The organism is Streptomyces sp. AM8-1-1, from assembly GCF_032229325.1.
In the GTDB taxonomy this organism is placed as follows: domain Bacteria; phylum Actinomycetota; class Actinomycetes; order Streptomycetales; family Streptomycetaceae; genus Streptomyces; species Streptomyces achmelvichensis.
Window position 1 is genome coordinate 6,143,471 of the sequence record NZ_CP135086.1, and the last position, 21,647, is coordinate 6,165,117.

The window sequence follows — 21,647 nt, forward strand, 5'->3', positions numbered from 1 at the left end:
AGGAACCACCCGTGACAACGCCCTCATCGCACCGTGCTGCCAGCGGCACCCCCTCATTTAGCCCCGGACAGGGTGCGCCCGGTACGCTCACCGCCGTGCCACACGCTGATCAGTCCCGAAACACCCCGCAGGACGCCACCGCGAAACAGCCGGGAGCGCCCCGTCCGGAACGGCTCCACCCGACACCCCTCGGGGAGCTGGCTTCCCGGCTGGGGGTGAAGAGCCCCGAAGGGCATCCGGCGGACGTCACGGGCATCACGCACGACTCGCGTGCCGTACGCCCCGGTGACGTGTACGCCGCCCTGCCCGGCGCCCGCTTCCACGGCGCCGACTTCGCGGCCCAGGCCGCCGATCTGGGCGCCGCCGCGATCCTCACGGACCCGGCCGGCGCCGAGCGCGCGGAGCAGACCGGACTGCCGGTCCTCGTCACCGACGACCCCCGGGCCCGGATGGGCGAGCTCGCCACCGAGATCTACGGGCACCCCGGCAACGACCTGCTCCAGATCGGCATCACGGGCACGTCCGGCAAGACGACCTCGGCCTACCTCGTCGAGGGCGGCCTGCGGGCGGCCGGCCGCAGCACGGGCCTGATCGGCACCGTCGAGATGCGCATCGGCGACGAGCGCATCAAGTCCGAACGCACCACCCCCGAGGCCACCGACCTCCAGGCGCTGTTCGCGGTCATGCGCGAGCGCGGTGTCGAGGCGGTCGCCATGGAGGTCTCCAGCCACGCCCTCGTGCTCGGCCGGGTCGACGGCTGCGTCTTCGACGTCGCCGTCTTCAACAACCTGAGCCCCGAGCACATGGAATTCCACTCCGACATGGAGGACTACTTCCAGGCGAAGGCGCAGCTCTTCACGCCCCTGCGCAGCAGGACGGGCGTCGTGAACTTCGACGACGAGTACGGCCGCAGGCTGATCAAGGAGGCGTCCGTACCGGTCACCACCTTCTCCGCCGAGGGCCACCCCGACGCCGACTGGCATGCCGAGGATGTCGAGATCAGCTCCGTCGGTTCGGTCTTCACGGTGGTGGGCCCCGGCGGCGAGCGGATCCGCGCCGAGGCCCCGCTGCCGGGACCGTTCAACGTGGCCAACACCCTGGCCGCCGTCGTCACCCTCGCCGTCGCCGGCATCGACACGCAGACCGCCGCGGACGGCATCGCCGCCGTGCCCGGTGTGCCGGGCCGTCTGGAGCGCGTGGACGAGGGCCAGCCGTATCTCGCCGTCGTCGACTACGCCCACAAGACCGATGCGGTCGAGTCCGTGCTGCGCTCCCTGCGCAAGGTCACCGAGGGCAATGTGCACATCGTGCTCGGCTGCGGCGGAGACCGGGACAAGACCAAGCGCGGCCCGATGGGCGCCGCGGCGGCCCGTCTCGCCGACACCACCGTGCTGACGTCCGACAACCCGCGCTCCGAGGACCCTCTGGCGATCCTCGCCGCCATGCTGGCCGGCGCCGCCGAGGTGCCGATCCACGAGCGCGGCGACGTCCTGATCGAGGCCGACCGGGCCGCGGCCATCGCGGTGGCCGTCAGCCGCGCCGAGCCCGGCGACACCGTGCTGATCGCGGGCAAGGGCCACGAGCAGGGCCAGGACATCGCCGGAGTCGTCCGCGCCTTCGACGACCGCGAGGTCCTGCGCGCAGCCATCCGCGCCACCCTTCCCGCGGGCTCGCCCCGCGAGGGCGGGGCGGAACGAGAGCACCCGGGGATGACCAAGTGATCGCTCTCTCCCTCGCCGAGATCGCCGAAATCGTCGGCGGGCAGCCGCACGACATACCGGATCCGGCGGTGCGGATCACCGGTCCCGTCGTCATCGACTCCCGCCAGGTGGGGCCCGGCGCACTGTTCGCCGCCTTCGCCGGTGAGCGGGTCGACGGCCACGACTACGCCGAGCGGGCCGTCGGCGCAGGTGCCGCGGCCGTCCTGGCCACCCGCCCCGTCGGCGTAGCCGCGATCGTCGTGCCCGACGTCACCGCCGCCCTGGGCGCGCTCGCGCGCCACGTCGTCGAACGCCTCGGGACCACGACCGTCGCGCTCACCGGCTCCGCCGGCAAGACGAGCACCAAGGACCTGATCGCCCAACTCCTGGAGCGCAAGGGCCCGACCGTCTACCCCGCGGGCAATCTCAACAACGAGATCGGCCTGCCCCTGACCGCCCTGCGGGCCGACGAGGGCACCCAGCACCTCGTCCTCGAAATGGGCGCCCGCTACATCGGCGACATCCGCTACCTCACCGGCCTGGTGCCGCCGAAATTCGGGCTCGTACTGAACGTGGGCTCGGCCCACATCGGCGAGTTCGGGGGCCGCGAGCAGATCGCCCAGGCCAAGGGCGAGATCATCGAGAACCTTCCGTCCGCCGACGAGGGCGGCGTGGCCGTGCTCAACGCCGACGATCCGCTGGTGCGGGCCATGGCCCCGAGGACGAAGGCCCGGGTGGTCTTCTTCGGAGAGGCCGAGAGCGCCGACATCCGTGCCGAGAATGTCCGGCTCACCCACCAAGGTCAGCCCGCTTTCACGCTCCAAACCCCCACCGGGTGCAGTGACGTGACCATGCGGCTGTACGGTGAGCACCACGTGTCGAACGCGCTCGCCGCGGCCGCCGTCGCCCATGAGCTGGGCATGCCCGTCGACGAGATCGCACTCGCGCTCTCCGAGGCCGGCACCCTCTCCCGCTGGCGCATGGAGGTCACTGAGCGACCGGACGGCGTGACGATCGTCAACGACGCCTACAACGCGAACCCCGAGTCCATGAAGGCCGCGCTGCGCGCGCTGGCCGCCATGGGCGGAGCAGCACAGGCACAGGGGGGAAGGACGTGGGCGGTGCTCGGTCAGATGGCCGAGCTCGGAGACGAAGCGCTCGCCGAGCACGACGCCGTCGGACGGCTCGCCGTCCGGCTCAACGTCAGCAAGCTTGTCGCAGTCGGGGGCAGGGAAGCGTCCTGGCTTCAGCTGGGCGCATATAACGAGGGTTCGTGGGGTGAGGAGTCGGTGCACGTGTCCGACGCGCAGGCGGCGATCGATCTGTTGCGCAGTGAACTGCGTCCGGGAGACGTCGTGCTGGTGAAGGCTTCCAGGTCGGTCGGTCTCGAACTGGTCGCCCAGGCACTGCTGGAGAACGCGGCAGGATCCTCGGATGGGCAGGGTGCCGTCCGATGAGGCAGATCCTCTTCGCGGGAGCCATCGGGCTCTTTCTGACGCTCATCGGTACACCCCTGCTGATCAAACTGCTGGCCCGCAAGGGATACGGGCAGTTCATCCGGGACGACGGTCCGCGCAGCCACGGCAGCAAGAAGGGCACGCCCACCATGGGCGGCATCTCCTTCATCCTGGCCACGCTGATCGCGTACGCCCTGGCCAAGGTGATCACCGGCGAGGACCCGACGTTCTCGGGTGTGCTGGTGCTCTTCCTGATGGCGGGCATGGGTCTCGTCGGCTTCCTGGACGACTACATCAAGATCGTCAAGCAGCGTTCGCTCGGTCTGCGCGCCAAGGCGAAGATGGCCGGCCAGCTGATCGTCGGCATCGCGTTCGCCGTGCTCTCGCTCCAGTTCGCGGACACCCGCAACAACACCCCCGCCTCCACGAAGCTGTCGTTCATCACGGACTTCGGCTGGTCGATCGGGCCCGTGCTGTTCGTGGTCTGGGCGCTGTTCATGATTCTCGCGATGTCGAACGGCGTGAACCTGACGGACGGTCTGGACGGCCTGGCCACCGGCGCGTCCGTGATGGTCTTCGGCGCGTACACCTTCATCGGCCTCTGGCAGTTCCAGGAGTCCTGCGCCAACGCGGTGACGCTGACCAACCCCAGTGCCTGCTTCGAGGTACGCGATCCACTCGACCTCGCCGTGGTCGCCTCCGCCCTGATGGGCGCCTGCTTCGGCTTCCTGTGGTGGAACACCTCGCCCGCCAAGATCTTCATGGGTGACACCGGCTCGCTGGCGCTCGGCGGCGCCCTCGCGGGTCTGGCGATCTGCTCCCGCACGGAGCTCCTGCTCGCCCTCCTCGGCGGACTGTTCGTCCTGATCACCATGTCCGTGGTCATCCAGGTCGGCTCGTTCCGCATGACCGGCAAGCGCGTCTTCCGGATGGCTCCGCTTCAGCACCACTTCGAACTCAAGGGGTGGTCCGAGGTCCTTGTCGTGGTGCGCTTCTGGATCATCCAGGGCATGTGCGTCATCGTCGGCCTCGGTCTCTTCTACGCGGGCTGGGCGGCCGACAAGTGAGCACGCCCGACTGGCAGGGCAAGCGCGTCACCGTCGCCGGTCTGGGGGTCTCCGGGATCCCCGCGGCGAAGGTGCTGCACGGTCTCGGGGCCGTGGTGACGGTCGTCAACGACGGGGACGACGAGCGTTCCCGTACGCAGGCGGCCGAGCTGGAGGCCCAGGGCATCACCGTGCGCCTCGGCGACGGGGCGACCCTGCCCGAGGGCACCGAACTGATCGTCACCGCGCCCGGCTGGCAGCCCGACAAGCCGCTCTTCCTGGCGGCCGCCGCGGCCGGCGTGGAGATCTGGGGCGACGTCGAACTGGCCTGGCGTCTGCGCGGCCCGGACGCGGCTCCCTGGCTCGCGGTCACCGGCACCAACGGCAAGACCACGACCGTGCGGATGCTCGCCTCGATCCTGGAGGCCGCCGGGCTGAGGACCGCCGCCGTCGGCAACATCGGTGTCTCGCTCCTCGACGCGGTCGCGGGTGACGAGACGTACGACGTCCTCGCCGTCGAACTCTCCAGCTACCAGCTGCACTGGGCGCCTTCGCTGCGCGCGCACTCCGCCGTCGTGCTCAATCTGGCGCCGGACCACATCGACTGGCACGGCTCCATGGAGGCGTACGCCGCCGACAAGGGCCGCGTCTACGAGGGCAACACCGTGGCCTGCGTCTACAACGTCGCCGACAAGGCGACCGAGGACCTGGTCCGCGAGGCGGACGTCGAGGAGGGCTGCCGGGCGATCGGCTTCACCCTCGGGACGCCCGGACCCTCCCAACTCGGCGTCGTGGAGGGCCTGCTGGTTGACCGGGCCTTCGTCGACAACCGGCAGCAGCAGGCCCAGGAGCTCGCCGAGGTCGCCGATGTGAACCCGCCGGCGCCGCACAACATCGCCAACGCCCTTGCGGCCGCGGCACTGGCCCGTGCGTACGGCGTCCCCGCGGCCGCGGTACGTGACGGACTGCGCGCCTTCCGGCCCGACCCGCACCGCATCGAGAAGGTCGCCGACGTCGACTCGGTCGCCTGGATCGACGACTCCAAGGCGACCAACACCCATGCCGCGGAAGCGTCCCTGGCCTCCTACGACCCGATCGTCTGGATCGCCGGCGGGCTGGCGAAGGGCGCCACCTTCGACGAGCTCGTCGAGAAGTCGGCCAAGCGGCTGCGCGGAGTCGTGCTTGTCGGAGCGGACCGTGCGCTCATCCGGGAAGCCCTCGCGCGACACGCCCCCGAGGTCCCGGTCGTCGACCTCGACCGGACAGACACTGGGGCGATGTCGGCGGCGGTCCGGGAGGCGGCGCAGCTCGCCCGGCCGGGGGACACGGTTCTCCTGGCCCCGGCCTGTGCCTCGATGGACATGTTCGCCAACTACAACAAGCGAGGCGAGGCGTTCGCGGACGCGGTCCGCGCACTCGCCGCCGAGCGCGCCTGACCGGCCCGACCCCCGCGCCGTGCCGTGCCTCCCGGGACACCTTCCGGGAGGCTCGCAGCGCGTCAGGCACGACTGGAGGGGACAGCGACCATGCCGGCCGACGACACCGCCCCCGCCGCGCGGAGCGCGGCCCGCAGCAGGGCCGGCGTCGCCCTGCGCGGCGGGACCGCCAAGGCACGCCGCCCTGTCGCCGCCAGAGCCCCCGGGCCGGGCATTCCCCGGCCCCCGGGCGGCAACGGCGTCCGGCGGCTGTACGAACAGGCACGCAAGGCCTGGGACCGGCCGCTGACCGCGTACTACCTGATCCTCGGCAGCGCCCTGCTGATCACCGTGCTCGGCCTGGTGATGGTCTACTCCGCGTCGATGATCAAGGCGCTGGAGCTCTCGCTGCCGGCCTCGTACTTCTTCCGCAAGCAGTTCCTCGCCGCCGTCATCGGCACCGGGCTGCTGCTGCTCGCCTCCCGGATGCCGTCCAAGCTGCACCGGGCGCTGGCCTACCCGTTGCTGATGGGCACCGTCTTCCTGATGGTGCTGGTCCAGATCCCCGGGATAGGGCATGCGGTCAACGGCAACCAGAACTGGATCTACCTCGGCGGCCCCTTCCAGCTCCAGCCCAGTGAGTTCGGCAAGCTGGCGCTGATCCTGTGGGGGGCCGACCTGCTCGCCCGCAAGCAGGACAAGCGGCTGCTGACCCAGTGGAAGCACATGCTCGTACCGCTCGTCCCGGTCGCCTTCATACTGCTCGGGCTGATCATGCTCGGCGGCGACATGGGCACGGCGATCATCCTCACCGCGATCCTCTTCGGTCTGCTGTGGCTGGCCGGGGCGCCCACGCGGCTGTTCGCCGGAGTGCTCGGCGTCGCCGGATTCGTCGGCCTCATGCTGATCCGCACCAATGAGAACCGCATGTCACGGCTCTCCTGCATCGGGGCGATCGACCTCGGACCCCAGGGCGAGTGCTGGCAGGCCGTGCACGGGATCTATGCTCTTGCCTCCGGCGGATGGTTCGGATCCGGTCTCGGTGCAAGTGTGGAGAAATGGGGCCAACTCCCCGAACCTCACACCGACTTCATCTTCGCCATCGCCGGGGAGGAACTGGGCCTGGCGGGGACGCTGTCGGTGCTCGCTCTGTTCGCGGCTCTAGGCTATGCGGGTATCCGCGTTGCCGGACGCACGGAGGAACCCTTCGTGAGGTACGCGGCGGGAGGTGTGACCACCTGGATCACGGCGCAGGCCGTGGTCAACATCGGTGCGGTGCTCGGTCTGCTGCCGATCGCCGGTGTCCCGCTCCCGCTGTTCTCCTACGGAGGGTCGGCTCTGCTGCCGTCCATGTTCGCTGTCGGGCTGCTGATCGCCTTCGCGCGAGAGGATCCCGCCGCGAAGGCGGCTCTGGCCGTGCGGAGGCCAGGGGTGAGATGGAAGACGATGAGACGGCGCGTCACGAGGCGTCCGTCCGGAGAGCGGTGAATTTCGGTGCATGTCGTACTCGCCGGTGGGGGGACCGCCGGCCACATCGAGCCGGCGCTCGCCCTCGCGGATGCCCTGCGCAGGCAGGACCCGACCATGGGGATCACGGCCCTCGGCACGGAGCGCGGACTCGAGACCAGGCTGGTGCCCGAACGGGGCTATGAGCTGGCGCTCATCCCCGCCGTGCCGCTGCCGCGCAGGCCCACGGCGGAGCTGATCACCGTCCCCGGGCGTCTGCGCGGCACCATCAAGGCCGCCGAGCAGGTCCTGGAGCGCACCAAGGCGGACTGCGTGGTCGGCTTCGGCGGCTATGTGGCCCTGCCCGCGTATCTGGCCGCCAAGCGGCTCGGTGTCCCGATCGTGGTCCACGAGGCCAACGCCCGGCCCGGCCTGGCCAACAAGATCGGCTCCCGGTACGCCGCGGGCGTCGCCGTCGCCACGCCCGACAGCAAGCTGCGCGGCGCCCGCTACATCGGCATCCCGCTGCGCTACTCCATCGCGACCCTCGACCGCGCCCGGGTACGCCCCGAGGCGCGCGCCGCGTTCGGTCTCGACCCCAATCTGCCGACCCTGCTGGTCTCCGGCGGCTCGCAGGGCGCCCGCCGCCTCAACGAGGTCGTCCAGCAGATCGCCCCCGTCCTCCAGCGCTCCGGCATCCAGATCCTCCACGCGGTCGGCCCGAAGAACGAACTGCCGCGCGTGGACAACATGCCCGGAATGCCGCCCTACATCCCGGTACCGTACGTGGACCGGATGGACCTCGCGTACGCCGCGGCCGACATGATGCTCTGCCGCGCGGGCGCGATGACCGTCGCCGAACTCTCCGCCGTCGGGCTCCCTGCCGCGTACGTACCGCTGCCGATCGGCAACGGCGAACAGCGGCTCAACGCCCAGCCCGTGGTGAAGGCCGGCGGCGGGCTGCTGGTCGACGACGCGGAACTGACCCCCGAGTGGGTCCAGGGCAATGTCCTTCCGGTGCTGGCCGATCCGCACCGGCTGTACGAGATGTCCCGTGCAGCCGCCGAGTTCGGCCGCAGGGACGCCGACGACCTCCTCGTCGGCATGGTGTACGAGGCGATGGCGGCACGCCGGCAGGCGTGAGCCTGCGCCGGTCCCGGGTCAACCCCCGGGCCCCAGCCGGAAGGAGACCGGGAGCGTGGCCGGACCGACCACCGCCGAGCGCGGTGCACGCAAGCCCTGGAAGTCCAAGGGCGAGACGTCCGGCCCGCCCCCGGGCCGCCGCCGCAGGCGCCGGCTGCGCCTGAGCGGCCGGGCCCTGCTGCTCGCCCTCGCCGCCGTCCTGTTCGCCGGCGGCGGGGTCTGGGCGCTCTACGGGTCCGATCTGCTGCGCGTGGAGCAGGTGAAGGCGTCGGGCACGGACGTTCTTTCGCCGGACGAGGTGATCGCCGTGGCGGACGTCCCGATGGGCTCGCCGCTGATTTCCGTCGACACGGGCAGCATTGAAGCCAGGCTGCTGAAGCGACTTCCCCGGATCGACTCGGTCGAGGTGTCCCGCTCGTGGCCCGACGGCGTCGCGGTGAAGGTGACCGAACGAAAGCCCGTCCTGCTCATGGCGAAGGGCGATCAGTTCGTCGAAGTGGACGCGAAGGGCGTTCGGTTCGCCACGGTCGACAAGGCTCCCAAAGCCGTTCCCATGCTGCAATTGTCGCCCGAGCGGTCGCCGAGTCTGCGCCGGTTCGGGACCGCCCGGCTTGTCGCTGAGGCAGTACGCGTCAGAAGCGAAGTCCCCGGAAAAGTCGCCACGGACACCCGGACCGTTGTAGTGCGCTCATACGACTACATCTCCCTGGAGTTGAGTCGCGACCGCACCGTGGTGTGGGGGAGCTCCGCGGACGGCCAGGCGAAGGCGCGCGCGCTCACCGCGCTGATGAAAGCCGCGCCGTCGGCCCGGCACTTCGACGTGAGCGCGCCCACCGCCCCTGCGGCGTCAGGGAGTTGACGCACATTTGCGCTGGCCAGCACCCTGGTTGGTCATCGCAACGGCTGATCACATAGGGTGAAAAGAAAAACGGGAGGTTCGGCGTGTTCATTGAACGTGCGCCACTTGTCGACTTAGTGTCCTGTTCGGAAGAGTCCAGCGAACGGACACACTGGTAACCCTAAACTTCAACGTTAGGGTTTGGGTCGGCGTTTCGGACCGTCCCATCGGCATCCGTCGTCGCGGCACGAGAACCGCGCCGTGACGACACGTAACTCGAGGCGAGAGGCCTTCGACGTGGCAGCACCGCAGAACTACCTCGCAGTCATCAAGGTCATCGGTGTCGGCGGCGGTGGTGTCAATGCCATCAACCGAATGATCGAGGTCGGTCTCAAGGGCGTCGAGTTCATCGCGATCAACACAGACGCACAGGCTCTGTTGATGAGCGACGCCGACGTCAAGCTCGACGTCGGCCGTGAACTCACCCGCGGCCTCGGCGCCGGGGCCAATCCGGCAGTCGGTCGCAAGGCGGCAGAGGACCACCGTGAGGAGATCGAGGAGGTCCTCAAGGGGGCCGACATGGTCTTCGTCACCGCAGGCGAAGGCGGCGGTACCGGCACCGGCGGCGCACCCGTCGTCGCAAACATCGCACGCTCGCTCGGCGCCCTCACGATCGGTGTGGTCACCCGCCCGTTCACCTTCGAGGGACGCCGCCGCGCGAACCAGGCGGAGGACGGCATCGCCGAGCTCCGCGAAGAGGTCGACACCCTCATCGTCATCCCCAACGACCGGCTGCTGTCCATCTCGGACCGCCAGGTCAGCGTGCTGGACGCGTTCAAGTCCGCGGACCAGGTGCTGCTTTCGGGTGTCCAGGGCATCACCGACCTCATCACCACCCCGGGTCTGATCAACCTCGACTTCGCCGACGTCAAGTCGGTGATGTCCGAGGCCGGCTCGGCGCTCATGGGCATCGGCTCGGCGCGCGGCGACGACCGCGCGGTGGCCGCCGCCGAAATGGCGATCTCCTCGCCGCTGCTCGAGGCGTCCATCGACGGCGCCCGCGGCGTGCTGCTCTCCATCTCCGGCGGCTCGGACCTCGGTCTCTTCGAGATCAACGAGGCCGCGCAGCTGGTGAGCGAGGCCGCCCACCCGGAGGCCAACATCATCTTCGGTGCGGTGATCGACGACGCGCTCGGCGACGAGGTACGGGTCACGGTCATCGCGGCGGGCTTCGACGGCGGTCAGCCGCCGACCAAGCGCGACAACGTTCTCGGGTCGGCCTCGAACAAGCGTGAGGAGCCGCCGGCCACCCCGGCCCGCGGTACCGACTCGCCCCGGTCCTCCGGACTGGGCAGTGTTCCGGTCCGTGAGGAGTCCGAGCCGCTCCCGGTCGCGAACGACCTGTCGTCGTCGTCCTCCCCGCAGGTCCCGCCGGCCCGTCCGTACCCGGACACCCAGGCCGAAGAGCTGGATGTACCGGACTTCTTGAAGTGACCGTGCGGCACGACGCGATACACGCGAGCGGCGCCCATTTCGCCTTCACCGACAGGTGGGGCGGGGTGAGCGCCGTTCCGTACGAGGAGCTCAACCTCGGCGGCGCGGTCGGTGACGACCCCGCCGCCGTTCGGGCGAACCGGGCGGCCGCCGCCGAGGAGCTGGGGCTCGACCCGGACGTGGTCGTCTGGATGAACCAGGTCCACGGCAAGGACGTCGCCGTGGTCGACGGGCCGTGGGGTGACGCTCCGGTCCCGCAGGTCGACGGCGTGGTCACCGCCCGTCGCGGCCTCGCCCTCGCCGTCCTGACCGCGGACTGCACTCCCGTCCTGCTCGCCGACCCGGTCGCGGGTGTGGTGGGAGCCGCGCACGCCGGCCGCCCCGGGATGGTCGCGGGGATCGTGCCCGCCACCGTGGCGGCGATGACATCGCTGGGCGCGGAACCGGAGCGGATCGTGGCCCGTACGGGTCCGGCGGTCTGCGGACGGTGCTACGAGGTACCCGAGCAGATGCGCGCCGAGGTGGCGGCGGCCGAACCGGCCGCCTGGTCGGAGACGAGCTGGGGGACCCCGGCCGTCGATGTGACCGCCGGAGTGCATGCCCAGCTCGAAGCCCTCGGTGTCGCCGACCGGCAGGCGTCCGGATTCTGCACACTGGAGTCGCGGGACCACTTCTCGTACCGCCGGGACCGCACCACCGGGCGGCTCGCCGGATATGTCTGGCTGGCTGGAGTGACAGACGCATGACCGACCGCAGGAACGAACTCGCGACGAACCTGGCAGCAGTGGAGGAACGTATCTCCTCTGCCTGCGCGGCCGCCGGCCGCAAGCGGGAGGAGGTGACGCTCATCGTCGTCACCAAGACCTACCCCGCCAGTGATGTGCGCCTGCTCCACGAACTCGGAGTCCGGCATGTGGCCGAAAACCGTGACCAGGACGCGGCCCCCAAGGCCGAGGCCTGCTCGGATCTGGACCTCATGTGGCACTTCGTCGGTCAGTTGCAGACGAACAAGGTCCGTTCTGTTGCGAGTTATGCCGATGTGGTGCAGTCGGTCGACCGGCTGAAGCTGGTCGGCGCACTCTCGTCGGCCGCCGTGAAGGCGGGGCGCGAGCTCGGCTGTCTGATCCAGGTCGCGCTGGACGCCGACGCGGGGACCCGGGGTGACCGGGGCGGCGTCGCGCCCGACGGGATCGAGGAGTTGGCGGCCGCGGTCGCCGAGGCGCCAGGGTTGCGGCTCGACGGGCTCATGACCGTCGCGCCGCTGGCCGGACCGTTCGCGGGACGGCAACGGGCGGCATTCGAGCGGATGATGGAATTCTCATCCAGCCTGCGCGCCGGGCATCCGGCTGCGAACATGGTGTCAGCAGGGATGAGTGCGGATCTCGAAGAGGCGGTGGCGGCCGGAGCGACACATGTACGCGTCGGCACCGCGGTACTCGGAGTCCGACCCCGGCTCGGGTAACGTCGCGAAGCAAGTCGGACCACAGCAGAAAATATGGTCATTCCCGCCACATGGCGGGCAGGCCGAGTGGATCGCGGGCACTTGGTGACGAGGCCGATCCACCACAGAGCGGAGGACTCAGAGAATGGCCGGCGCGATGCGCAAGATGGCGGTCTACCTCGGCCTCGTGGAGGACGATGGGTACGACGGCCGGGGTTTCGATCCCGACGACGACTTCGAACCCGAGCCGGAACCCGAGCGGGAGCACCGGCGGCACCAACCCCCGCACCAGGTGGAGCGGGAGGAGCCGGTGCGGGCAGTTCAGCCCCCGGCGCAGCGCGAGCCGGTTCCGCTTCCCGCTGAAAGTGGACGTCCGGCACGAATTGCCCCCGTGGCATCCATCACACCTGAACGTCCGAGCCTGGAGAAGAACGCACCGGTGATCATGCCCAAGGTCGTGTCCGAGCGGGAGCCCTACCGCATCACCACTCTTCACCCGCGGACCTACAACGAGGCCCGTACCATCGGGGAACACTTCCGCGAGGGCACCCCGGTGATCATGAATCTCACGGAGATGGACGACACCGATGCGAAGCGACTTGTCGACTTTGCCGCGGGACTCGTCTTCGGTCTGCATGGCAGCATTGAGCGAGTGACGCAGAAGGTGTTCCTGTTGTCGCCTGCTAACGTCGATGTCACGGCGGAGGACAAGGCCCGCATCGCAGAGGGCGGGTTCTTCAACCAGAGCTGAGACACGACACGGGAACGACCCGGCCGCGAGGCCGGACCGAGAGAGCCAGGGGAGAGGGAAGCGCGGGATGGGCGTCGCACTACAAGTGATCTACATCGTGCTGATGTGCTTCCTCATCGTGCTGATTTTCCGGCTGGTCATGGACTACGTCTTCCAGTTCGCCCGCTCATGGCAACCCGGCAAGGCGATGGTGGTCGTTCTTGAGGCCACCTACACTGTCACCGATCCACCGCTCAAGCTTCTGCGGCGGTTCATCCCGCCGCTGCGTCTCGGGGGCGTGGCACTCGACCTGTCCTTCTTCGTTCTGATGATCATCGTCTACATCCTGATCTCCATCGTGAACAGCGTGGGGAATTGATGTGAGCGATACGGTCTTGCCGACTGCCGACGACTACGTAGAGGTGAAGAAGAGATGCCGCTGACCCCCGAGGACGTGCGGAACAAGCAGTTCACGACCGTCCGCCTTCGAGAAGGCTATGACGAGGACGAGGTCGATGCCTTCCTCGACGAGGTCGAGTCCGAGCTGACCCGCCTGCTCCGCGAGAACGAGGACCTGCGCGCCAAGCTGGCCGCGGCGACCCGTGCGGCGGCGCAGAACCAGCAGCAGCAGGGCATGCGCAAGCCGCCGGAGCAGCAGGAGGGCCGAGGCCCGGGTGCCCCGGTGCCCGCCGCCATATCCGGACCGCCGGTCCAGCAGCAGCCGCCGCAGATGGGCCCGCCCCAGCTGCCCGGTGGTGCTCCGCAGCTTCCGGCCGGTCCCAGCCACGGCGGCCCGCAGGGCCAGCACGGCCCCGGCCCGATGCAGGGTGGTCCCATGCAGGGCGGCCCCATGGGCGGTCCGATGCAGGGTGGCCCCATGGGCGGCCCGATGGGTCACGGCCCGCAGATGGGTCAGCCCGGTCAGGGCCCCGGCGGCGACAGCGCCGCCCGTGTCCTCTCGCTGGCCCAGCAGACCGCCGACCAGGCGATCGCGGAGGCCCGTTCCGAGGCCAACAAGATCGTCGGCGAGGCACGTTCGCGCGCCGAGGGCCTGGAGCGGGACGCCCGCGCCAAGGCGGACGCGCTCGAGCGGGACGCACAGGAGAAGCACCGCGTCGCGATGGGCTCGCTGGAGTCGGCCCGCGCCACGCTGGAGCGCAAGGTCGAGGACCTGCGAGGCTTCGAGCGTGAGTACCGTACGCGTCTGAAGTCCTACCTGGAGTCGCAGCTGCGTCAGCTGGAGACCCAGGCCGACGACTCGCTGGCTCCGCCGCGGACCCCGGCGGCCGCGTCGCTGCCGCCGTCCCCGTCGATGGCTTCGGCCGGCGCGGGTTCGATGGGTCACACCATGGGTGGCAACCCGTCCATGGGCCAGTCGATGGGTGGCAACCCGTCGATGGGCGGTCCGCCCTCGTACGGTGGCCAGCAGCAGATGTCCCCGGCGATGACCCAGCCGATGGCACCGGTACGGCCGCAGGCGCCGCAGCCGATGCAGCAGGCGCCGTCGCCGATGCGGGGCTTCCTGATCGACGAGGACGACAACTGACGGGCGGTCGCGCGGAGCGCGCGTAGCCGTCGGCAGGCTGAGGGCCGGGCCCGGGACCATGTCCCGGGCCCGGCCCTTGTCTTGTGCGGGGTCAGTCGCGACCGGGGTGCCTGCCGTTGGTCCTCGTTGCGCCTCAGTCGCCGGCGGGGCTCGGGTTGGCTGGGCCGGTGGTTGTGCCGGGGGTGGTTGGTCTGAGCCCGGCTGCGTGCCGCGGGTGTCTCGTTGCGCCTCAGTTGCCGGCGGGGCTGGAGAGTCGGTCCGTGCGGCGGGCCCGGGTCCGTTGCGCCTCAATCGCCGGCGGGGCTTGACGTGGTGCGGTCGGCGGTCCTGCTCGGGTTGGTACCGCCTGACCGGGGTTGCGGGGCCGCGCCTCGCGCCTGACCCGGCCTGATGTGGGCCGGCGAGCCGGCCCAGTCGGGCTGGTGCGGGCGTGCCCCTGGGCCCGTTGCGTCTCGATCGCTCGCCGGGCTTGATGTGGCCGACGAGCCGGCACGCTCGGGCCGGTGGGCGCCGGGCCTCGCGGTTGGCCGGGGGCTGCGCATCCCCCAGCGGGTCGCCCCGACAGCACGAAGGGGCCCGGGGCCGAAGCCCCGGGCCCCTCCCTGTAGGGCCGTTACTGCTTGCGCAGGTGGAACGTCAGGGACAGGCCCTCGTCCGTGAAGGGCGGGCCGAAGTCCGCGGGCGGGGGCGACGCGGTGAACGACGTCGCCAGTACCTCGTCCGCGATCAGCGGGGCGTGTTCCGTGAGCGCCTCCGTCGTCGACGGGTCCGTCGAGGACCAGACGACCGCGATCCGGTCCGCCACATCGAGGCCGCTGTTCTTGCGCGCCTCCTGGATCAGGCGGATCGCGTCACGTGCGAGTCCCGCGAGACGCAGCTCGGGGGTGATCTCCAGGTCGAGCGCGACCGTCGCGCCCGCGTCGGACGCCACCGACCAGCCCTCGCGCGGGGTCTCCGTGATGATCACCTCGTCCGGGGAGAGGGTGATCGTCTCGCCGTCGACCGTCACCGTGGCCGTGCCGTTGCGCAGCGCGAGCGACAGGGCCGCCGCGTCCGCCTCGGCGACCGCCTTGGCCACGGCCTGCACGCCCTTGCCGAACCGCTTGCCCAGCGCCCGGAAGTTGGCCTTCGCCGTCGTGTCGACGAGCGAGCCGCCGACCTCGGCGAGGGTGGCGAGCGAGGAGACGTTCAGCTCCTCGGTGATCTGCGCGCGCAGCTCGGGGGAGAGCGACTCGAAGCCCGTCGCCGCCACCAGCGCACGCGACAGCGGCTGGCGGGTCTTGACGCCCGACTCGGCCCGCGTCGCGCGTCCCAGCTCGACCAGCCGCCGTACCAGCGCCATCTGCTGGGACAGCACCGGGTCGATCGCGTCCAGGTCCGCCGCCGGCCAGGTGGACAGGTGCACCGACTCGGGCGCGTCCACCGTCACCGGGACCACCAGGTCCTGCCAGACCCGCTCCGTGATGAACGGGGTCAGCGGCGCCATGAGCCGCGTCACCGTCTCCACCACGTCGTGGAGCGTGCGCAGGGCCGCCTTGTCGCCCTGCCAGAAGCGGCGGCGCGAGCGGCGCACGTACCAGTTCGACAGGTCGTCGACGAACGAGGACAGCAGCTTGCCGGCGCGCTGGGTGTCGTACGACTCCATCGCCTGCGTCGTCTGGTCCACGAGCGCGTTGAGCTCGCTCAGCAGCCACCGGTCCAGCACCGTGCGCTCGGCCGGGGCCGGATCGGCCGCGGACGGCGCCCAGTTGGACGTGCGGGCGTACAGGGCCTGGAAGGCCACCGTGTTCCAGTAGGTGAGGAGCGTCTTGCGGACGACCTCCTGGATGGTGCCGTGACCGACCCGGCGGGCGGCCCACGGGGAGCCGCCGGCGGCCATGAACCAGCGCACCGCGTCCGCGCCGTGCTGGTCCATGAGCGGGATCGGCTGGAGGATGTTCCCCAGGTGCTTGGACATCTTGCGGCCGTCCTCGGCGAGGATGTGGCCGAGGCACACGACGTTCTCGTAGGAGGACTTGTCGAAGACCAGCGTGCCGACCGCCATCAGGGTGTAGAACCACCCGCGGGTCTGGTCGATCGCCTCCGAGATGAACTGCGCCGGGTAGCGCTTCTCGAAGATCTCCTTGTTCCGGTACGGGTATCCCCACTGAGCGAACGGCATCGAACCCGAGTCGTACCAGGCGTCGATGACCTCGGGCACCCGCGTCGCGGTGGCGGAGCACTGCGGGCAGTCGAAGGTGACCGCGTCGATGAACGGGCGGTGCGGGTCCAGCGCCGACTGGTCGGTGCCCGTCAGCTCGGTCAGCTCGGCACGCGAGCCGACGACCGTGAGGTGGTCCTCCTCGCAGCGCCAGATCGGCAGCGGCGTGCCCCAGTAGCGGTTGCGGGAGAGCGCCCAGTCGATGTTGTTGTTGAGCCAGTCGCCGAACCGGCCCTGCTTGACCGAGTCGGGGAACCAGTTGGTGTTCTCGTTCTCCTCGAGCAGCCGGTCCTTGATGGCGGTGGTGCGGATGTACCAGGACGGCTGCGCGTAGTAGAGCAGCGCCGTGTGGCAGCGCCAGCAGTGCGGGTAGCTGTGCTCGTACGGGACGTGCCGGAAGAGCAGGCCGCGCGTCTGGAGGTCCTCGGTCAGCGCCTCGTCGGCCTTCTTGAAGAAGACGCCGCCGACCAGCGGGACGTCCTCCTCGAAGGTGCCGTCCGGGCGGACCGGGTTCACCACGGGCAGGCCGTACGCGCGGCAGACCTTGAGGTCGTCCTCACCGAAGGCGGGGGACTGGTGGACCAGACCCGTACCGTCCTCGGTCGTGACGTACTCGGCGTTCACGACGTAGTGGGCGGGTGCCGGGAACTCGACCAGCTCGAAGGGGCGCTGATACGTCCAGCGCTCCATCTCGGCGCCGGTGAACGACGCCCCGGTGGTCTCCCAGCCTTCGCCGAGCGCCTTCTCCAGCAGCGGCTCGGCGACGACCAGCTTCTCGTTGCCGTCGGTGGCCACCACATAGGTGACCTCGGGGTGCGCGGCGACCGCCGTGTTGGACACCAGCGTCCAGGGGGTCGTCGTCCACACCAGCAGCGACGCCTCGCCGGCGAGGGGGCCCGAGGTGAGCGGGAAGCGGACAAAGACCGAGGGGTCCACGACCGTCTCGTAGCCCTGCGCCAGCTCGTGGTCGGACAGGCCGGTGCCGCAGCGGGGGCACCAGGGCGCGACGCGGTGGTCCTGGACCAGCAGGCCCTTGTTGAAGATCTCCTTCAGCGACCACCAGACGGACTCGATGTACGAGGGGTCCATCGTGCGGTACGCGTCGTCGAGGTCGACCCAGTAGCCCATGCGGTTCGTCAGTTCCGCGAAGGCGTCGGTGTGCCGGGTCACCGACTCGCGGCACTTCTCGTTGAACTCGGCGATGCCGTACGCCTCGATGTCCTTCTTGCCGGAGAAGCCGAGCTCCTTCTCGACCGCGAGCTCGACCGGCAGCCCGTGGCAGTCCCAGCCGGCCTTGCGGCCGACGTGGTAGCCGCGCATGGTGCGGAAGCGCGGGAAGACGTCCTTGAAGACGCGGGCCTCGATGTGGTGGGCGCCGGGCATGCCGTTGGCGGTCGGCGGGCCCTCGTAGAACACCCATTCGGGGCGGCCCTCGGACTGATCGAGGCTCTTGGCGAAGATCTTGCTCTCGCGCCAGAAGTCGAGCACGGCGTGCTCGAGCGCGGGCAGGTCGACCTGGGCGGGTACCTGGCGGTACTGCGGGGGTGCCATCTACGAACTCCTCCGGCGGACAGTTGCTCTTCCGTCGGAGGGACGAGAGCTGGGCTCCCGCGGTACCACCCTCCTTGGCGGCGCGGAACGCACCGCCCCCTCATTGGGGTCGCGACGCCGGGTCTACTCGCCTCACGGCTTTCTTCCGGCAGCTCCGGGGTGATCCTTCACATCGCGCTCGCCCCCGGGCTCTCACCGTCCCCGGGTCGCTCATGGCTGCGTACGGCGCTACTCGTCCCCATCCAAGCCTTTCGCTCCGCCCAGTGTACGGGCCGCCGCGAGGCACGTCCGACCGGTTTTCGAGGGCACCGTCGCGGCGCCCCGCGCGTGACCCGAATGGCCACTCCCGCCCGACCGGCTCCCGGCGGCCCGATGTCGGCGGATTACCCGGCGGGGAGCTGGGCACAACCGATGCAGGTTCGTCTCACCGCAGGCCGGGGCGGGCCCGCGCGGCGGTCTGCCCCGTTTGCTGCGGAGCTGGGGTCGATTTATCGTCCCAGCACGATTCGCGTGCAAGATCACAATATGTGAAGGGGCCGCGGCCATGGTGGCGAAGAAGACTGCCGAGAGGAAACCGGCGTCCAGCAGATCCACCGCCGCTGAGGCGGCGGCCAAGGGCGGGAGCGGGAAGAAGAGCACCGTCATGAACCAGGCTGCGGCACCCGAGGACAAGGCCACGGCGAAGAGGACGACCGCGAAGAAGGCGACCGGGAAGAAGACGGCGAACGCGAACAGGACGGCCGTGAAGACGGCGAACGCGAAGAAGGCGGCGGCCGGGAAATCGGCCGGGGCGGACAAGAGCGCCCCCGCCAAGAAGGCTTCCGCCACGAAGAGGGCGGCTGCCGCTGAGGCAGCGGCCGGGAAGACGTCCGCCACGAAGACGGCGGGCGGCAGGACCGCGGCGAGGAAGACCGCCGCGGACAAGGCGAAGGCCGTGAAGGAGACGGCCGCCGCACCGGCGGCGAAGGCGCCGGTGAAGAAGGCACCTGCGAAGAAGGCCATGGCCGCGAAGGCCGCGAAGAAGGCCGCACCGGCGGCCAAGGGGGCGGCCGAGGCCGCACAGCAGACAGGAGCCAGGACGGTGCGAGCGAAGAAGACCGCGGCGGGAGCCGGCAACAGTGCCACGGCGGTGCCCGGGGCACCCGTGACGGCCGCGCCCGGAGAGCTGGCCGTACGGGCCGGCGAGGACCCGTGGACGCCGGATGAGGTCGCCGAGGCGCGGGCCGAGCTGGAGGGCGAGGTGGTCCGGCTGAACGCCGAGCTGACCACGTCCGAGGCGGCGCTGGCGGGTCTCATGCGGGACTCCGGGGACGGCGCCGGTGACGACGACGCCGACACCGGGAGCAAGAACATCACGCGCGAGCACGAGCTGGCGCTCGCCGCCAACGCCCGGGAGATGCTGGAACAGACCGAGCGCGCGCTCCAGCGGCTCGACGCCGGCACCTACGGTCTCTGCGAGAACTGCGGCAACCCCATCGGCAAGGCCCGCATGCAGGCGTTCCCGCGCGCGACCCTGTGCGTGGAGTGCAAGCAGAAGCAGGAACGGCGGGTCTGAGCGCGGCAGGTCGGTGCCGTACCCTCGTGCTCAGTCAGGCACCTAGGTTGAGGGACTCACGTGGCAGAGGCGGAGCGCATCATCGGTACGCCGGATTCAGCAGGAGCCGACGAAGCTGCGGCGCCCGCCGAGCCGCCCCGGCGCGGGCGGAAGATCGCCGTGCTCTTCGGTGTGGCCGTGGTGGCGTATCTGCTCGACCTCGTCACCAAGATGATCGTGGTGGCGAAGCTCGAGCACCACGAGCCGATCGAGGTCATCGGTGATCTGCTGAAGTTCGAGGCGGTACGGAACGCGGGCGCGGCCTTCGGTATCGGCGAGGCCTTCACCGTGATCTTCACCGTCATCGCGGCCGCGGTGATCATCGTGATCGCCCGGCTGGCGCGCAAGCTCTACAGCATGCCCTGGGCCATCGCCCTCGGCCTGCTGCTCGGTGGTGCGCTCGGCAATCTCACCGACCGGATCTTCCGCTCTCCCGGCGTCTTCAAGGGTGCGGTCGTGGACTTCATCGCGCCCGCACACTTCGCCGTCTTCAACCTCGCCGACTCCGCGATCGTCTGCGGCGGCATCCTCATCGTGATCCTCTCCTTCCGGGGGCTGGACCCCGACGGGACCGTCCACAAGGACTGACAAGGCATACTCGACGGGTGAGTACGCTTCCCGAGATCCGCACCCTGCCCGTACCCGATGGCCTCGAGGGCGAGCGCGTCGACGCCGCCATCTCCCGGATGTTCGGGTTTTCCCGCACCAAGGCGGCCGAGCTCGCCGCTGCCGGAAAGGTGCAGGTCGACGGCTCGGTGGTGGGCAAGTCCGAGCGGGTGCACGGCGGGGCGTGGCTCGAGGTGGAGATGCCGCAGGCGCCCGCGCCCGTGCAGATCGTGGCCGAACCGGTCGAGGGCATGGAGATCGTCCACGACGACGACGACATCGTCGTGATCATGAAGCCCGTGGGTGTCGCCGCCCACCCGAGCCCCGGCTGGACCGGGACGACCGTGATCGGCGGTCTCGCGGCCGCCGGCTACCGGATCTCGACCTCCGGCGCCGCCGAGCGCCAGGGCATCGTGCACCGGCTGGACGTCGGCACCTCCGGACTGATGGTCGTCGCCAAGTCGGAGCGCGCGTACACCCTGCTCAAGCAGCAGTTCCGGGAGCGGACCGTGGACAAGCGCTACCACGCGCTGGTGCAGGGACACCCGGACCCGATGAGCGGGACCATCGACGCTCCCATCGGGCGCCACCCGAACCACGACTACAAGTGGGCGGTGACGGCGGAGGGCAAGCCGTCGGTGACGCACTATGACCTGATGGAGGCCTTCCGGGCCGCCTCCCTGCTCGACATCAAGCTGGAGACCGGGCGTACGCACCAGATCCGGGTGCACATGGCCGCCCACCGGCACCCGTGCGTGGGCGACCTGACCTACGGCGCCGACCCCACGATGGCCAAGCGCCTCGGGCTGACCCGGCAGTGGCTGCATGCCGTCCGCCTCGGCTTCGAGCACCCCGCCGACGGGCAGTGGGTGGAGTTCGAGAGCACCTACCCCGACGACCTCCAGCAGGCCCTCGACAAGATCGCGGCGGAGAGCGCATGACGACCGGGTTCCAGGTGCGGGTCGCCGACGGGCCCGCCGACCGTGAGGCCTGCTTCGCGGTCCGCAAGGACGTGTTCGTCGTCGAGCAGCGGGTCCCCGCCGACATCGAGTACGACAGCTTCGACGAGATCGGCACCGGCACCGTGCATGTGCTGGCCACGGCCGACGACGGGACCCCGCTCGGCACCGGCCGGCTGCTGCACGGGCCGGCCGCCGCGGACAGGACCGGCGGCGACACGTCGGTCGGCTCGCTGGGCCGGCTCGCGGTGAAACCCGCGGCCCGGGGCCTGGGCGTCGGGGTGGCGCTGGTACACGCCATCGAGGACGCGGCGCGAGAGCTCGGCCTCGTGGCGGTGGACCTGCATTCCCAGACGCACGCGCTCGGTTTCTACGAGCGGCTGGGGTATGTGGCGTACGGCGAGGAGTTCTGGGACGCGGGGATAGGCCACCGGGCGATGCGCCGCCCGCTGTAGGCCGCCCCGGATTTCCCGTCCTCGAA

General features: G+C 70.3%; 18 protein-coding genes. 17 read left to right on the plus strand and 1 reads right to left on the minus strand.

Translation table 11 applies throughout. The annotated features are described in order from the left end of the window. The first annotated feature begins 95 nt into the window (after positions 1-95). The 13 genes from RPQ07_RS27375 to RPQ07_RS27435 all read left to right on the plus strand — a co-directional run bounded on the left by RPQ07_RS27375 (position 96) and on the right by RPQ07_RS27435 (position 14,256). Complete coding sequence (locus RPQ07_RS27375; RefSeq protein WP_313946865.1) at positions 96-1,721, plus strand: UDP-N-acetylmuramoyl-L-alanyl-D-glutamate--2,6-diaminopimelate ligase; 1,626 nt, start codon at positions 96-98, stop codon at positions 1,719-1,721. Continuing rightward, positions 1,718-3,157, plus strand: coding sequence for a UDP-N-acetylmuramoyl-tripeptide--D-alanyl-D-alanine ligase (locus RPQ07_RS27380; RefSeq protein WP_313946866.1), 1,440 nt, complete (start codon positions 1,718-1,720; stop codon positions 3,155-3,157). The genes RPQ07_RS27375 and RPQ07_RS27380 overlap by 4 nt, the downstream gene beginning before the upstream one ends. Then, the gene (gene mraY, locus RPQ07_RS27385; protein ID WP_313946867.1) at positions 3,154-4,224 is read left to right on the plus strand and encodes a phospho-N-acetylmuramoyl-pentapeptide-transferase; all 1,071 of its coding nucleotides are present in this window, start codon (positions 3,154-3,156) and stop codon (positions 4,222-4,224) included. The genes RPQ07_RS27380 and mraY overlap by 4 nt, the downstream gene beginning before the upstream one ends. Continuing rightward, positions 4,221-5,639, plus strand: coding sequence for a UDP-N-acetylmuramoyl-L-alanine--D-glutamate ligase (gene murD, locus RPQ07_RS27390; RefSeq protein ID WP_313946868.1), 1,419 nt, complete (start codon positions 4,221-4,223; stop codon positions 5,637-5,639). The genes mraY and murD overlap by 4 nt, the downstream gene beginning before the upstream one ends. Before the next feature lie 90 nt (positions 5,640-5,729). Next, positions 5,730-7,106 carry a putative lipid II flippase FtsW gene (ftsW, locus tag RPQ07_RS27395; RefSeq protein ID WP_313946869.1) on the plus strand — a complete coding sequence of 459 codons (1,377 nt, stop codon included), beginning with the start codon at positions 5,730-5,732 and terminating at the stop codon, positions 7,104-7,106. Positions 7,107-7,112: 6 nt separating this feature from the next. Next, positions 7,113-8,207 carry an undecaprenyldiphospho-muramoylpentapeptide beta-N-acetylglucosaminyltransferase gene (gene murG / locus RPQ07_RS27400; RefSeq protein WP_313946870.1) on the plus strand — a complete coding sequence of 365 codons (1,095 nt, stop codon included), beginning with the start codon at positions 7,113-7,115 and terminating at the stop codon, positions 8,205-8,207. A gap of 55 nt (positions 8,208-8,262) precedes the next feature. Beyond that, positions 8,263-9,066 (plus strand): cell division protein FtsQ/DivIB, encoded by an 804-nt coding sequence (locus tag RPQ07_RS27405; protein ID WP_313946871.1) that lies wholly within the window; start codon positions 8,263-8,265, stop codon positions 9,064-9,066. A gap of 276 nt (positions 9,067-9,342) precedes the next feature. Then, a complete protein-coding gene (gene ftsZ, locus RPQ07_RS27410) occupies positions 9,343-10,539 on the plus strand; it encodes a cell division protein FtsZ (protein ID WP_313946872.1) in 1,197 nt (398 codons plus the stop codon). Further along, positions 10,536-11,285, plus strand: coding sequence for a peptidoglycan editing factor PgeF (gene pgeF / locus RPQ07_RS27415; protein WP_313946873.1), 750 nt, complete (start codon positions 10,536-10,538; stop codon positions 11,283-11,285). The genes ftsZ and pgeF overlap by 4 nt, the downstream gene beginning before the upstream one ends. Beyond that, a complete protein-coding gene (locus tag RPQ07_RS27420; protein ID WP_313946874.1) occupies positions 11,282-12,001 on the plus strand; it encodes a YggS family pyridoxal phosphate-dependent enzyme in 720 nt (239 codons plus the stop codon). The genes pgeF and RPQ07_RS27420 overlap by 4 nt, the downstream gene beginning before the upstream one ends. Before the next feature lie 124 nt (positions 12,002-12,125). Further along, positions 12,126-12,731, plus strand: a complete 606-nt coding sequence (locus tag RPQ07_RS27425) for a cell division protein SepF (RefSeq protein WP_313946875.1) — start codon at positions 12,126-12,128, stop codon at positions 12,729-12,731. Between the two features lie 67 nt (positions 12,732-12,798). Further along, the gene (locus tag RPQ07_RS27430; protein WP_313946876.1) at positions 12,799-13,089 is read left to right on the plus strand and encodes a YggT family protein; all 291 of its coding nucleotides are present in this window, start codon (positions 12,799-12,801) and stop codon (positions 13,087-13,089) included. Positions 13,090-13,143: 54 nt separating this feature from the next. After that, positions 13,144-14,256: a DivIVA domain-containing protein gene (locus RPQ07_RS27435; RefSeq protein ID WP_313946877.1), complete on the plus strand. Its 1,113-nt coding sequence runs from the start codon at positions 13,144-13,146 to the stop codon at positions 14,254-14,256. A gap of 613 nt (positions 14,257-14,869) precedes the next feature. Here the strand turns inward: RPQ07_RS27435 and ileS are convergent. Further along, positions 14,870-18,007: an isoleucine--tRNA ligase gene (ileS, locus tag RPQ07_RS27440; RefSeq protein WP_313946878.1), complete on the minus strand. Its 3,138-nt coding sequence runs from the start codon at positions 18,005-18,007 to the stop codon at positions 14,870-14,872. A 544-nt stretch (positions 18,008-18,551) separates the two neighbouring features. Between ileS and RPQ07_RS27445 the strand changes: the two genes are divergently transcribed. Genes RPQ07_RS27445 through RPQ07_RS27460 form a run of 4 tightly spaced genes read left to right on the plus strand, consistent with a single transcriptional unit; the run spans position 18,552 to position 21,621 of the window. Further along, positions 18,552-19,562, plus strand: a complete 1,011-nt coding sequence (locus tag RPQ07_RS27445) for a TraR/DksA family transcriptional regulator (protein WP_313946879.1) — start codon at positions 18,552-18,554, stop codon at positions 19,560-19,562. A 60-nt stretch (positions 19,563-19,622) separates the two neighbouring features. Beyond that, a complete protein-coding gene (gene lspA, locus RPQ07_RS27450) occupies positions 19,623-20,189 on the plus strand; it encodes a signal peptidase II (RefSeq protein WP_313946880.1) in 567 nt (188 codons plus the stop codon). Between the two features lie 17 nt (positions 20,190-20,206). Further along, positions 20,207-21,148, plus strand: a complete 942-nt coding sequence (locus RPQ07_RS27455) for an RluA family pseudouridine synthase (RefSeq protein WP_313946881.1) — start codon at positions 20,207-20,209, stop codon at positions 21,146-21,148. Further along, complete coding sequence (locus RPQ07_RS27460) at positions 21,145-21,621, plus strand: GNAT family N-acetyltransferase (protein ID WP_313946882.1); 477 nt, start codon at positions 21,145-21,147, stop codon at positions 21,619-21,621. The genes RPQ07_RS27455 and RPQ07_RS27460 overlap by 4 nt, the downstream gene beginning before the upstream one ends. Positions 21,622-21,647: the final 26 nt, after the last annotated feature.

Excerpts from the sequence above, each read along its gene's own strand:
- mraY (WP_313946867.1), top strand. The coding sequence starts at position 3,154 with ATGAGGCAGATCCTCTTCGCGGGAGCCATCGGGCTCTTTCTGACGCTC.
- ftsW (WP_313946869.1), top strand. The coding sequence starts at position 5,730 with ATGCCGGCCGACGACACCGCCCCCGCCGCGCGGAGCGCGGCCCGCAGC.
- RPQ07_RS27420 (WP_313946874.1), top strand. The coding sequence starts at position 11,282 with ATGACCGACCGCAGGAACGAACTCGCGACGAACCTGGCAGCAGTGGAG.
- RPQ07_RS27425 (WP_313946875.1), top strand. The coding sequence starts at position 12,126 with ATGGCCGGCGCGATGCGCAAGATGGCGGTCTACCTCGGCCTCGTGGAG.
- RPQ07_RS27430 (WP_313946876.1), top strand. The coding sequence starts at position 12,799 with ATGGGCGTCGCACTACAAGTGATCTACATCGTGCTGATGTGCTTCCTC.
- RPQ07_RS27435 (WP_313946877.1), top strand. The coding sequence starts at position 13,144 with ATGCCGCTGACCCCCGAGGACGTGCGGAACAAGCAGTTCACGACCGTC.
- ileS (WP_313946878.1), bottom strand. The coding sequence starts at position 18,007 with ATGGCACCCCCGCAGTACCGCCAGGTACCCGCCCAGGTCGACCTGCCC.
- RPQ07_RS27445 (WP_313946879.1), top strand. The coding sequence starts at position 18,552 with ATGGTGGCGAAGAAGACTGCCGAGAGGAAACCGGCGTCCAGCAGATCC.
- RPQ07_RS27460 (WP_313946882.1), top strand. The coding sequence starts at position 21,145 with ATGACGACCGGGTTCCAGGTGCGGGTCGCCGACGGGCCCGCCGACCGT.